The sequence below is a fragment of the Synechococcus sp. CB0205 genome (genome assembly GCF_000179255.1).
GTDB lineage: Bacteria > Cyanobacteriota > Cyanobacteriia > PCC-6307 > Cyanobiaceae > Vulcanococcus.
Genome location: NZ_ADXM01000050.1, coordinates 23,675 through 37,062, shown reverse-complemented (window position 1 = coordinate 37,062; position 13,388 = coordinate 23,675). Strand labels below are relative to the sequence as shown.

General features: G+C 62.6%; 8 protein-coding genes. 2 read left to right on the top strand and 6 right to left on the bottom strand.

The features are described from left to right. Positions 1–139: 139 nt before the first annotated feature. Together CB0205_RS0109835 and CB0205_RS0109830 are read right to left on the bottom strand one after the other, a co-directional pair. Complete coding sequence (locus tag CB0205_RS0109835; RefSeq protein WP_010316921.1) at positions 140–2,650, bottom strand: U32 family peptidase; 2,511 nt, start codon at positions 2,648–2,650, stop codon at positions 140–142. 16 nt (positions 2,651–2,666) lie between these two features. Beyond that, complete coding sequence (locus CB0205_RS0109830) at positions 2,667–3,371, bottom strand: D-alanyl-D-alanine carboxypeptidase family protein (protein WP_010316920.1); 705 nt, start codon at positions 3,369–3,371, stop codon at positions 2,667–2,669. Between the two features lie 195 nt (positions 3,372–3,566). On the opposite strand from CB0205_RS0109830, the gene chlP reads away from it, so the two are divergent. Beyond that, the gene (gene chlP, locus CB0205_RS0109825) at positions 3,567–4,931 is read left to right on the top strand and encodes a geranylgeranyl reductase (RefSeq protein WP_010316919.1); all 1,365 of its coding nucleotides are present in this window, start codon (positions 3,567–3,569) and stop codon (positions 4,929–4,931) included. 52 nt (positions 4,932–4,983) lie between these two features. On the opposite strand, the gene CB0205_RS14650 is transcribed toward chlP, so the two are convergent. Together CB0205_RS14650 and glyS are read right to left on the bottom strand one after the other, a co-directional pair. Beyond that, positions 4,984–6,009, bottom strand: coding sequence for a fatty acid desaturase (locus CB0205_RS14650; protein ID WP_010316917.1), 1,026 nt, complete (start codon positions 6,007–6,009; stop codon positions 4,984–4,986). Positions 6,010–6,170: 161 nt separating this feature from the next. Further along, positions 6,171–8,336, bottom strand: coding sequence for a glycine--tRNA ligase subunit beta (gene glyS, locus CB0205_RS0109815; RefSeq protein ID WP_010316916.1), 2,166 nt, complete (start codon positions 8,334–8,336; stop codon positions 6,171–6,173). A 99-nt stretch (positions 8,337–8,435) separates the two neighbouring features. On the opposite strand from glyS, the gene sir reads away from it, so the two are divergent. Continuing rightward, complete coding sequence (gene sir, locus CB0205_RS0109810) at positions 8,436–10,241, top strand: sulfite reductase, ferredoxin dependent (protein WP_010316915.1); 1,806 nt, start codon at positions 8,436–8,438, stop codon at positions 10,239–10,241. Here sir and CB0205_RS0109805 read toward each other — a convergent pair. Beyond that, positions 10,230–10,952: a M15 family metallopeptidase gene (locus tag CB0205_RS0109805; protein WP_010316914.1), complete on the bottom strand. Its 723-nt coding sequence runs from the start codon at positions 10,950–10,952 to the stop codon at positions 10,230–10,232. The genes sir and CB0205_RS0109805 overlap by 12 nt on opposite strands. Further along, positions 10,952–13,387, bottom strand: a complete 2,436-nt coding sequence (recG, locus tag CB0205_RS0109800) for an ATP-dependent DNA helicase RecG (RefSeq protein ID WP_010316913.1) — start codon at positions 13,385–13,387, stop codon at positions 10,952–10,954. The genes CB0205_RS0109805 and recG overlap by 1 nt, the downstream gene beginning before the upstream one ends. Between the last annotated feature and the right edge of the window lies 1 nt (position 13,388).

Genomic DNA, 13,388 nt, shown 5'->3' with positions numbered 1-13,388 from the left:
GGAATGAACCTGATCGAACAAAGCCGGTATCTCTTGCAGCGTGGCTGATGTGTCTGGAGCGTTCGTGACGAACGACCACACACCAAAACCAAAGAACCCTTCGGTGCGTTAACGCAATCTATCTCAGCAACAAACCGCTCTAGTGGCGCTCGGAGAGGGTTCCGCGGGTCACCCCCAGGCGGCTTTCCAACTGTTCGCTCTGCCAGACCACCTGCCCGCTGATCTCTCCGTTGAGGGCCTGGCGGTAGAGGGCGACACGGCGCTGGGTATCCGCGGCGGTTTCCTGCAGCAGTTCGAGCCTGAAGTGGCGAACGCCAGCCTTCAGGAATTCGGGAATGGCCTCAGCGGCGGTCTGCGCACGGGCGTTGAACAAGGTATTGCGGCAACCCAGATCAGCGCGCAGGGGATGCTCTGCGCCGCTGCGGTCCCGCAGGAGAACCTGATGCTGCTCACAGGGACGGCCGCAGTCGGTGTGGTCGTGCCCCTCAGAGAGGAAGGCGCAAAACAGGCAGTGCTCCATATGAAAGAGCGGCATGTGCTGGTGCAGGGTCAGCTCGAGGGCCTCATGAGGACAGGTCCTGACGAGGGCCAACAGCTGATCCAAAGCCAGGTCGTAGCTCGCCGTCAGACGTTCCAGGCCCCAGCGCTCAATCAACCAACGGGCAGTAATGGGGTTGGCGACGTTCAAGGAGAAATCGCCCTGGCAGGGGGCCAGAGGCGTGAGCCGCTCCAGCTGATCCACATTCCGAACCAAATAGCCGTCCGGCTCAGCTCGAATCAGCGGCTCCAGACTCCAGGACTCATCGGGCCTGCAGATCCGCTGACCCGCCAACCAGAGGCCGCCGGGCCAATACCCCTTGCCGCGTTTGACGGCCTCCCGCAGCTGCGCAGGATGCTCCAGGTCAACGATCACCCGATCGACTGGAAGATCCTTCAGGGCATCGAGCTGGTTGAGGTCACGCACCAGAACGCTCAACTGGGGCTCCAGCCGTTCGGCCTCAGCAATGGGAGGAATCAACGCCTCCAGGAGGTCAGCCGCTGGGCGCTGCTCCCGGATCGTTGGGGGGACTGGAGTGGCCTGCTGCGCGAGCTGATCCACCAGTCGCCGTCTCAGTTGGTTCAACTGGGCGAGCGGAAGAAAGAGATCCGGTTCAAGCTCCAGCTCCAGCTGCTCTAAATGCCAAGGGCTGCCGCCAAGCCGTCCGAGTTGCTGCTCCAGGCGTTCGCGGTTCAAGGCTTGACCCTGCGCAGGTGCGAGGGGCTGCTCACTGAGAACGAAGCATCCCTCGATCGACAGACCGGCCGACCTCACGACCTCAAGCCGAAGGGCGGTCCCGCACGAGCCCGAGGCCTTCAACACCAAAGGGCGCCGCTGCTCCTCCAGGGAGCGCTCGGCCATGCGCTGAAAGCGGCTCTCCCGCTGGGGATCGCTTGTCAGCCAGCAGGGACTGCCCCGGCGCAAGCCACGCAAATCAACGCGCTTGGGACCCAGTCGCACGGCGCATCCCCCCTTCGGCCTGGGCTCGATCGCCATCACCCGTCCCCCGACTTCCTTAGGGGGCAACAGGGGATCGGAATGGGGGACCTCCAGCACGAGTCCGTCACCGGATTTGCAATCCAGACGTCCCTTGAAAAGCAGCCAGTCCCCATCAACACGCTCCAAGCGCCCAAGCCAGGGGCCGCGCTTTTTGCTCCAGCGCCCATGGACCAGCTGACGGTGATCAATGCCTGCGAGCCAACCGGTGCTGAGCCCGCGCGAGAAACTCAACTCCAGGTTTCGCCGAAGCTCGCGCTGCTCTGAGTGGGCCACAGGCGCGCGCTCTCCTGAGAGCTGGTCGAGGCCCTGGCGGTAGGCGTCGGTGACCGCGGCCACATAGGTGGGGTCTTTGAGCCTGCCCTCGATCTTCAAGCTGGCCACGCCGGCATCCACCAGCTCCGGCAACAGATCCCAGGCGGCTAGGTCCTGGGGTGAGAGCAGATAGCGCTGCTCGCCGAGGTCCAGCTCTTCTCCATCAACAATCAGTTCATAGGGAAGCCGGCAGGCCTGGGCGCATTCGCCGCGGTTGGCACTGCGCTGGCCAAGGGCCTCACTGGTGAGGCACTGGCCGGAATAGGCCACACAAAGGGCGCCGTGAACGAAGACCTCAAGGGGCATCTCCAGCTGACGCTTCACCAGCTGCTGCTGAATCCGCTGCAGATCCTTGAGGCTCAACTCCCTCGCCAGGACCACGCGCTGGCAGCCCAACTCTTGAGCCATGGCCACACCGGCAGCGCTGGTGATGGACATCTGGGTCGAGCCGTGGATAGCCAGCTCCGGGGTGAGCTGCTGGGCCAATGCGGCAAGGCCAATGTCCTGGACGATGAGGGCGTCGACTCCGGCAGCGTCAGCGGCCAGCAGTAACTCCGCCGCTCGGCTGAGCTCGTCGGTGAAGACCAAGACGTTGAAGGTCAGGAAACCCTTCAGGCCGCGGCGATGGAGCCAATCCATCACCTCGGGGAGATCAGACGCCTTGAAGTTTTCGGCCCGCAGCCGTGCGTTGAAGGTCTCGACCCCGAAATAAACCGCGTCAGCTCCGTTGACGGCGGCCGCTTTGAGGGATTCCCAGCAACCCGCCGGCGCCAGCAATTCCGGCAATGGGGCCTCAGCCATGCATCAGTTCCATGGATTACTCCGAGAAGCGGCCGGCGGCATCGAAGGTCTTCAGCGCATCGGCGGATCCCTCAAAACGCCAGTGCCAGGGCTCGTAGCTCACGCCCTGACGGTTGTCCTTCGGAAAGGAGAGGACGAAATGAAAGCGATTGGCGTTGCGCTCAAGCCAGGCAAAGGACTCGGTGCGATCGAAACTTTGGGAAAGATGGGTCTCGGGGCGTCGACCATCGCCAAAGTCAACGGCGTAGCCCGTGCTGTGCTCAGAGAATCCGGGCGGTGCACTGACCTGCGCTCGTTCCCGAGCACTTTGATTGCGCTCTGATTTGACGTCAAAAAAGATCTGCTTTTGAAGGGAGATCGAGCGGAAGGCACTGAGCACCCGCAGGTCCACACCCTCGGCATCAGCAGCGCGGCGCATCTGACGCAGAGCCTCGGCCGCCTGGGCATTGAGTGCCACGCCTGGGCCAATACTGATCAGTTGGGAATCCTCCGCCTCGGGATAGGGGAAGTGACCGAGCAGGCGGCCGTCGGAACTCAGACGGGCACTCAGCCCGGCAACGGGAACGGGAGCCAACCGTTGCAGCAGTGGAGCCCGCAACGCATAGGCCACAGCTGCAACGAGAACGAGTGCTGCAGAGGCGCTGGCTACGGCAACGGGAGTCCGACGTTTGCGCTGCAGGCTGGGGGAGAGGGTGCGCCTGGCGAGAGGAATGTCATCCATGCCGGAGGGTTCAGCGCCGCCCTTGCTTGCGCCCGCCCGGTACTGGCTGGTCTGACGACCGGGGCTAGGCAAGCGAGAACTCCCGTTGGAACTGGGGTTATGTGATGTTACGAGCTCGCGCTGGAGTTGCCAGCGGTTGCCTATCAAGCGGTGTTAGCTTCGCGTCAACATCCTTCTGGCGGAGCGGGTTTCAAGATGTTGCGAGTCGCGGTGGTGGGCGGCGGCCCGAGTGGTTCCTGTGCTGCTGAAATTCTGGCTAAGGCGGGAATTGAGACCTGGATCTTCGAGCGGAAGCTGGATAACGCCAAGCCCTGTGGTGGGGCCATCCCTCTGTGCATGGTCGAGGAGTTCGACCTGCCCGAGTCGATCATCGACCGCAAGGTCCGCAACATGAAGATGATCTCCCCCTCCAACCGTGAGGTGGACATCAATCTCGAAAACGAGAACGAATACATCGGTATGTGCCGCCGGGAGGTCATGGATGCCTTCATGCGCAACCGCGCCGCTGAACTCGGCGCCAACTTGGTCAACGGTCTGGTGACCAAGATCGACACCGGCGCCAACCGCCAGGGGCCCTACACCCTCACCTACTCCGACTACAGCGAGGGTGAGGCCACTGGTGAGACCAAGAGTCTCGAGGTGGACCTGATCATTGGCGCCGACGGTGCCAACAGCCGCGTGGCCAAGGCCATGGACGCTGGTGACTACAACGTGGCCATCGCCTTCCAGGAGCGCATCAAGCTGCCTGCTGAGGAGATGAAGTACTACGAGAGCCTGGCCGAGATGTACGTGGGCACTGATGTGTCCCCCGACTTCTACGCCTGGGTGTTCCCTAAGTACGACCACGTCGCGGTCGGCACCGGGACCATGCAGGAAAACCAGGCGCTGATTAAGAGCCTGCAGGAGGGCATTCGCGAACGCGCCAAGAAGCGTCTGGTGAATGGCGAAGTCATCAAGGTTGAGGCCCACCCGATTCCTGAACACCCTCGTCCCCGCCGCGTCGTCGGCCGGATGGCGCTTGTTGGTGATGCCGCCGGCTATGTGACCAAGAGCTCCGGTGAGGGCATCTACTTCGCCGCCAAGAGTGGTCGGATGTGCGCCGAGCAGATCGTTGAGGCCAGCCAAGGCGGCAAGCGGGTTCCGACTGAAGCCGACCTGAAGAAGTACCTCAAGAAGTGGGATCGCCAGTACGGCGCCACCTACAAGGTGCTCGAGATTCTCCAGAACGTCTTCTACCGCAACGACGCGGCCCGTGAAGCCTTCGTCGAGATGTGCGATGACAAGGACGTTCAGCGCCTGACGTTTGACAGCTACCTCTACAAGCGCGTGGTAGCGATGAACCCCTGGCAGCAACTCAAGCTGACCCTGCTGACCCTCGGCTCCGTTCTCCGCGGTAACGCCCTGGCACCGCAGGGTTACAAGCCCGTTCCCAGCGCCGTCCGCGAGGACGGCGAGGTCAACGCCATGCTGGCCGTGAGCACCATCAAAGGTGGTATTCGCGTCGGGAACCAGAAGGCCAAAGCCAAAGCCGATCGTGAGCCGGCGTTGAGCGGCAAATAAGGACCTGGTTGGTCAACAAGGTAGTGGATTACTCCACTGCCTTTTTTTGTGCTTAAGCCGAGGCGGTGCTCAGTGCTTTATCAATGCTGACCAACTCCAGGGCCTTGGAATCCCAAAGAATGAGGTCAAAGCAATGGGGAATGTCCTTCAGGGTCAGATAGGTGCAGTTCTGCAGTAAATGCGAATGGAAGCGGTGGCAGTCCCGGAGTCTGTAATTGGGAATGCGTTCACAAAGGTGATGGACAGAATGAAAAGCAATATCAGCCGTGAACCAGTTCAAGATCCCCGGAAGCACAAGGTTGCTGCTGCCATCAATGGCACCCTTGAAATAACTCCAACCAGAGGTTCCACTGGTGTAAGAACCCTGGAAATTGTGCTGGACAAAGAAGACACAGATAAACATGGCCGCTGAGCAGGCCATCACGAAGGAATAGCAGCTCAGAAAAAGCCCAAGGCCCAACCAGGAAGCCATGAGAACCCAACTGGTCAGAACCACGACGTTGTTGGCGACCAGGTCCATCCATTCACCTGTGGTGTACCAGTGGCTGGACTTAAAGTCCAGAACAAAGCGCTTCCAACCGGAGGGTCCCGTCCTAGGGAAGCGAATGGCCTGCTTCAGTGCTGCGCCCGCGAATTCAGCTGAGCCGAGTAGTAGCTGAAGCCTGGGACGGATCACCAGGTAAAAGAAGCCACCGGGAAAGAGCATCAGGGGGTGGCGGATCAGGCGATAGCGCCACTGGGCAGAAGGGGACAACTGGAGAAACTGCTCCACCGTCAAAAGGGACGACGGCCCCCGATAGACATCCCAATTGCCGTTGTGCTTGTGGTGAAAGGCATGACCCCGGGACCAGGGGAACTGCGGAATGGCGTTCAAGCAACCCAAGCCAAAGCCCGTCAGTCGGTTGCACCATCGCGTTGACCAGAGCGTGTCATGGCCGCAGTCATGCATCAGCGAGAAGCTGCGGGCAGAGAACAACACCAGTGCCAGCAGCACCGGCACCAAAAGCCAGCGCAAACCAGGATCAGCCGCGCAAACGGGAATGACGGCCCAGAGACAGGCAATGGGAAGAACGGTCACGAGGACCTGCCAGAGCGCTCTGGCGTTGCTGGACTGGCGAAAAGAAGCGAGGGAGAAATCGCCGCGACTCAGTGGCCTGTCGAGCTCTGCTGAGCGGATGGAAGTCGTCAGCGGATCAGCCTCTTTGTTGCAAACAGGCTAAGACCTCTTGTTACAGAGCGTTAGCCACTGATCCGGCTGAAGTCAGCCAGAACCGATGCCTGGTTGTTGAGAACACCCAACAGATTGAGGCGATTGGCGCGGATCGATGAGTCCTCAGCCATCACCATCACGCTGTCCTCTCCATCAAAGAAATTCGCAAGGGCCGACGCACCAGCGATCAATCCCTGGGCCAGTTGGGCGTAGCGATCGGGATCACTGCCGGTGGCGACGGGCTCCAGACTGTTCAAAACCGAAAGCATCCCGGCTTCGCTGGACTTCTCAAAGAGGCTTGCATCGACAACAGCGCTGGCCGAGAGAACCGTCTGAGGCAGATCCCCTTTGGTGGCCAACTTCGCAGCACGGGTGACCACGGCCTGGACAGCGGTGAGCTCGCCGCCAGAGCGCAGGCTCTGGAGGAGAGAAGCCCGTTGACGCGCATCACCCGGGTCGGCCAGGAGCCTCTCGAGAGAAACCGTTTCACCAGCAACGGCTTGAACCAGATCGGAATCAATGGCGGCCTCTTCCAGCAGGCTCTGCAGGCGTTGCCCCATGAGCTCGGAGAGTTCCTGAGCTAATGCCGCTGCATCGACCTTGAAATGGGGCAGCAGCTTGGCCCAATGCTGCGTCGCACGTTCCAGAAGCGTCTTGATGTTGAGGCTCCAACCTTGATCCCAAAGGATCTGGAGGATGCCGTTACCAGCCCGGCGCAGGGCATAGGGGTCCGAGGAACCGGTGGGACGCTCACCCTTGGCGTAAATGCTCAGAAGCAGTTCAAAACGCTCCGCGAGGGCCACCACAGCACCTGCCACCGAACTCGGCAGGGCATCACCGGCCCCCTTGGGTTGGTAGTGCTCCAGCACAGCCAGGGCCACCTCGCGGGGTTCACCCTCGGCGAGCAGATATTTGCCGCCCATGACGCCCTGCAGCTCTGGGAACTCACCAACCATCTGGCTGACGAGATCGTGCTTGCACATGTGAGCCGCGCGGGTGGCGTGGTCGGCCACCTGGTTCGGCAGCTCGAGCTGCTCAGCAAGTAGGGCAGTGAGCCACTCGAGCCGCTCAACGCGATCGAGCAGTGAACCCAGGCCCTCAGCAAAGGTCACCCGCTTGAGCAGCTCCCGCCGCTCAGCGCTGGCGACGGCGCGGTCGGCCTGGACAAAGAACTCAGCGTCAGCCAACCGGGCCTTCAGGACCCGCTCATTACCCCGGCGGACGCTGTCGCTGGCCTCGGCAAGGCCATTGCCAATGCAGAGGAACCGCGCCAGCAAACTCTTGCGGGCGTCCAAGGCCAGGGGGTCGGAATCCGCGTCCTTGCGATACAGAGGCACGTAACGCTGATGGGCACGCATCACGGTGCTCAAGACCTCCGCGGGCAGAGCCAGGTAATGGTCCGCAACGCTTCCCTCGATCAACAGAGGGGTCTCAACGAGATCGGTCAGTTCCTCAAAGAGGTCACTGGGTAAATCCGGAACCGCATCCAAGGCGGCGGCACTGCGTTCAACGCTCATGCGAATGAATGAAGCCCGATCAGAGCGATTGACCACCACCCCGGCATCGGCCAGGGCAGCGGCATAGGCATCGGCCGACGGGATCGCCACGGCGTCGCTGTAGAGACGGTGGCCGCGGCTGGTCTGGCCGGACTGCACGACGGGGTCGCTGCCGGAGAGGGTGACGGGGATCAGCTCGGAACCCAGCAGCGCCACCAGCCACCGCACGGGCCTGGAAAAGCGGCTTTCTCCCACGCCCCAACGCATAAAGCGACGGCCCTGGAGGGCTGCAATCCACTGGGGAATGGTCTCCGCCAGGAGCTCACGGGCTGGGCGTCCGGCTTCCAGGACTTCCGCAAAGACAAACGGACCCTTGGGGGTGTCACGCACCTCAAGGGCAGCGGGATCAATCCCGCAGCGCTTGGCGAAACCAATGGCGGCCTGGGTAGGGACACCGTCTTTGAACGCCTGTGCTGCGGGTGGCCCCTTGCGCTCATCGCGCAGATCGGGGGCTGATTCAGACAGATCACTCACCTGGACCACCAGGCGACGGGGAGTGCTGGTGGTCTCAACCTGGCCGTAGCTCAGTCGCGCTGCACTCAGATCACGCTTCACCGCCTGCTCCAGCTGCGGCAGCGCCAGGCGCGCAAAATCCGCGGGCAACTCCTCAGTCCCGATCTCAAGCAGAAAGGTGGACACGGAGCAGGCAGCCTCAGCAGCCGATCAGCTTATTGAAACGGCTCCGAAGCCAAGCCTGGTCGACGCTTCGCTACGTTCAAAGATCACTGTTTGTGGTGCGTGAGCGTGGCCGAAGGGCAGTCCGTGGGGCAAGTGGAGCAGAAGAGCCCCGAGGAACGGACGTTTTCCCCTTCCATCGCCACAGGCGCAGAGCGCACCAAGTTTGAGCAACTCAAGGCCGACAGCGACTACCTGAAGGACCCTCTCGCTGCAGAGCTGCAGAACGACCTGAGTCACTTCAGTGACGGGGCCGTTCAGTTGCTGAAATTCCACGGCAGCTATCAACAGGACAACCGCGAAAACAGGCAGAAGGGTCAAGACAAGGACTGGCAGATGATGCTGCGCCTGCGCAGCCCCGCTGGACGGATCCCGGCCGGCCTGTATCTGGCGATGGATGAGCTGGCCGATCGCCTCGGCAATGGAACGCTGCGGGCTACCACCCGTCAGGCCTTCCAAATGCACGGCATTCGGAAGGGACATCTCAAGGAGGTGATCGGCACCATCGTTCGCTCGATGGGTTCGACCTTGGCGGCCTGCGGCGACATCAACCGCAACGTCATGGCACCGGCGGCCCCCTTTGAAAAAGGCGGTTATCCAGCGGCCCGCCAATTAGCCAACGACATCGCTGACGTCCTCAGCCCGCAGGCCGCTGAGGGCAGCTACCTGGACCTCTGGGTCGATGGCGATCTGAGTTACCGGATCAAACCCAGCCGCCCCGTGAAGAAGGCACGCGAGCGGCAACAGGAAGGGGGTGTCTTTAGCGGGGACGCCAAAGAGCCTCTGTACGGCGGCACCTACCTACCCCGGAAGTTCAAGGTGGCCGTGACGGTGCCTGGGGACAACTCCGTCGATCTGCTGACCCAGGACATCGGCCTGGTGGCCTTTGCTGATGCCAACGGCGAACTCCGTGGCTGCAACGTTTATGTGGGTGGTGGCATGGGCCGCACCCACAACAAGGAGGAGACGTTTGCCCGCACAGCTGATCCCCTCGGCTATGTGGAAGCTGAACACATTTTTGATCTGGTGCAGGCGATCCTCGCCCTGCAACGGGACCACGGTGACCGCAACAACCGTCGTCACGCACGGCTCAAGTACCTGATCCACGATCAAGGCATTCGCTGGTTCAAAGACGAACTCAAGGCGAAGTACTTCTCGCACCCGATCAAGGGTCTACGAACTGAGCCCAAAGCCAAGCTTGAGGACTATCTGGGTTGGCATCGCATCAGCGCCGGCAAGTGGTTCGTCGGCATCCCGCTGTTGTGTGGCCGTCTCTCGGGCGATCTCAAGCGGGGCCTTCGCCAGCTGGTGGAGACCTATCAATTGGAGATTCGTCTCACCCCCAACCAGGATCTGCTGCTCTGCAACATCGGCACGGCCCAGCGGGCTGCGGTGAAAGAAGCCCTCGCCACTCTTGGCGTTGAGACGCCCGAAACACCGGAGCAACTGGCGCGTCACGCCATTGCCTGTCCTGCGCTCCCCCTCTGCGGGTTGGCGGTGACCGAGGCCGAGCGGATTCTTCCCGATGTGCTGGCGCGGCTGGATGCACAACTGCGGCGCCTCGAGATTGAGAAATCAATCCTGGTGCGCATGACCGGCTGTCCGAATGGATGCGCCCGTCCCTACATGGCTGAACTGGGCCTGGTGGGTGATGGCGTCAATCAGTACCAACTCTGGCTTGGTGGAACACCGAACTTGAGTCGTCTGGCCGAGCCCTACCTCGAGCGGATGCCGCTTGAGAAACTCGAGAGCACAATTGAACCGCTACTGAAGGGCTGGAAGGCCGCAGGTGGCCGCCGCAGCTTCGGTGACTATGTCGCCAAGCTCGGCCGCCAGTCCGTTGAAGAGCTGGTCCGCTCAGCCGTCTGACGCACGGCCATAGATCGCCTCGCTCTGGCTCCGCTGCCAGGCCCAGAGCTGGTCGCCGTAGCTGAAGTGCCACCACTCGTTGGGGTGTTGGGCGAAGCCCTGCGATTCCATCGCATCAGCGAGGAGTCGGCGCCGTCGATCCCATTCAAGGGCCTGTTGGCGCTCCACACCGTCAGGCGTCGTATCGGCAACGGCGCGGTAGTGGTGCGGCTCTGATACAGCACCGATCGCGTCGATGTCAGAACCCATGTCGACGAGTTCGCCCGCCCCATCCAGCAGGGTGAGGTCAACCGCCGCTCCGGTGCTGTGGGGAGGTGGTGTCGCAGGATCCAGGCTGGGCGGAGCCCAAAAGCGACTCACCTCGTCAATGACAGCCGCCACGGCTGGGCTGGCCGAGCTGGGGTTTAGGCCTCGGTTGCTGCACTCCTGGGCGATGGCGTAGTCCACCATGAAGCGCTGGACAGCAATCGGACGCCAAGCGTCAAAGATCGCCAGGCGGTAGCCGGGTTCAGCCGTGCTTAAAATCGTCTGGGCCTGGAGGAGACGCTGGATGACTCCGGTGCGGAGGCGAAAGGGACAGGCACCCTCGCCATAGGGGGCACCAACGACGACATAGGGGTGGGGTTCGATCCGACAGAGAGCCGCAGGCAAGGGGGCAAGCGACTCGGCGCAGTCGCGGATGACGATGTCACTCCAGGGCCGCAGGGGCATCAGTTCAGGCGGGCAGCTTGGGCGACCCGATGACGCTGGTCGCTCAGCACTTTGGCAAGGCCCGGGTGTTGATCCAGGTCAGGATCCTCCGCCACGATCTCCTGGGCAACGCGGCGGGCCTGCTCCAGCACCTCCCCGTCGTCGGTGAGGCTGGCGAGCGCCAGATCTGGCAGTCCACTCTGGCGGGTGCCTAGGACCTGACCGGGACCCCGCAGGCGCAGGTCCATTTCCGCGATCTCAAAGCCGTCGTTGGAGCGCACCAGCACCTCCAGGCGCTGCCGTGCGAGCACATTGCGGCTGTCGTTCACCAGCAGGCAGTAGGACGCCGCAGCCCCTCGGCCAACGCGCCCGCGCAACTGGTGCAACTGGGCTAGGCCGAAGCGATCGGCATGGTCAATTACCATCACGCTGGCCTCGGGCACATCCACGCCCACCTCGACCACGGTCGTACTGACCAGCACCTGGGTCTCGCCGCTCGCAAAGGCTGTGATTGCCGCCTGCTTATCGGCACTGGGCATGCGTCCATGCAGGAGACCGACCTGGAGGTTCGGGAAGACCTGCTCGCTGAGCTGCTGATGCACATCGACGGCAGAGCGCAGGTCCAACTTCTCGGACTCCTCCACCAGGGGCAGGACGACATAGGCCCGCTGGCCGAGGGCCACCTGCTCTCGAATCAAGCTGTAGGCCTCGTCGCGATCGGCGCTTGCCAAGAGGCTCGTGCGAATGGGGGTGCGGCCAGGCGGCAACTCGTCGATTTGGCTGACCTCCAGATCACCATGAATGGAGAGGGCCAAGGTCCTTGGGATCGGCGTCGCCGTCATGGTCAACAGGTGAGGCTGCAGGCCCTTGTCCAGCAGGCGGTTGCGCTGGTGGACGCCAAAGCGATGCTGCTCATCGACGACCACCAGACCCAAGCGCTGGAACTGAACGGGATCCTCCAGAAGGGCATGGGTCCCCACCAGCATCTTCAGGGTTCCATTGGCCAGATCCGCCAACAACTCTCGCCGCCGGCGCAGGGGTGTCGATCCGGTCAGTAGGGCGCAGGTGACATGTAGTTGGGGCAGCCACTCGCAGAGCTTGCGGTAGTGCTGTTCAGCCAACACCTCCGTCGGTGCCATCAGGGCCCCCTGGCAGCCGGAATCAATCGCGGTGAGCAGAGCAGCGATCGCGACCACGGTCTTGCCGCTACCGACATCCCCCTGCACCAGACGGGCCATCGGCTGGTCCCGCCGCAGGTCAGCCCGGATCTCCGCCAAGACGCGCTGCTGGGCTCCGGTGAGGGGGAAGGGGAGCAGCTGCAAAAACGCCTGGAGCAATGCGTCACCCTCAACCGCCAGGGCAGGGGCGGGACGACTGGTGAGCTGGCGGCGCCGCTGCAGCAAACCCAGCTGCAGCAGAAGGAACTCGTCAAAGACCAGACGGTGGCGAGCCTCGCTCAGAGACGCCTGGCTCGTCGGACCATGGATCTGGAGCAGGGCCTCCGGCAGCGGCACCAAGCCCTCCCGCGCCTGCAGCGAAGCCGGCAACGGATCACCCCATTGGCCTGCAGCCGCCACCACGGGACGGATCAGATTGCGCAGGCGGTCGGCCGTCAGCCCTTCGGTCAGGCCGTAGACAGGCAAGAGGCGGCCAATCTGGTCACTGCGAACCGAGGCATTGGGACTCTCCAGGACCTCCATCAAGGGGTCCTGGAATGCCGGTCCGTAGGGGGTCTCCTTCACCAACCCGCTAATGGCAACAGAGGCCCCGACGGGATAGTTGCGCTGTTGGGCCTTAAGCCAAGCCGGTGAGCTGAACCGCTTCCCCGCAAAGAACTTCGAGACGCGAATCCGGCCGGTGATATCGGCCAAATGCAGCTCGAGGATCGAGAGGTTCGGGTTGCGCGGGCTGGTGAAGCTGTGGCTGCGGCGAACCGTGGCGACGATCGTGGCCGTCTTGCCGGGCTCGAGGCCGGCGATGCGCACCAAGTTGGCGTAATCGAGGTAGTCGCGGGGGTAATAGCGAACCAGGTCTCGGGCAAGCCAAAGATCCAAGGCAGCGAGGCGCGTGGCACTTTTAGGGCCCACACCGCGGACCTCGCTTAAGGGGGTATCCGGTTGGATCGTCTGGGAGCGGGGAGCGCCTGGGGACTCACTGGAGAGAAGGCGCAGTCGAGGGGGAGAGACCGGCTGAACCGGCTGAAGTGCTTTCTGCAGTTCAAACAGGTACTGGCGGCTTCGGCGCACCAGGCTCTGGCGGCGGGACTGGCTCAGTTCGCCATACCGAGCAAAGTCACCGGCCAGCTCCCCCAAGCCAGAGAAGCGCTGGCGATCGAGCTCCTCCGGTGGCGCCGCCAGGGCCCGCTGCAGAAAGCTGCTGAAGCGCTCCTTGCGGCCGAGCAGGTCCTCAAAACCACGCTCAGCCTCGAGCTGGAGCGCCTGTTGCAGCGGACGCAAC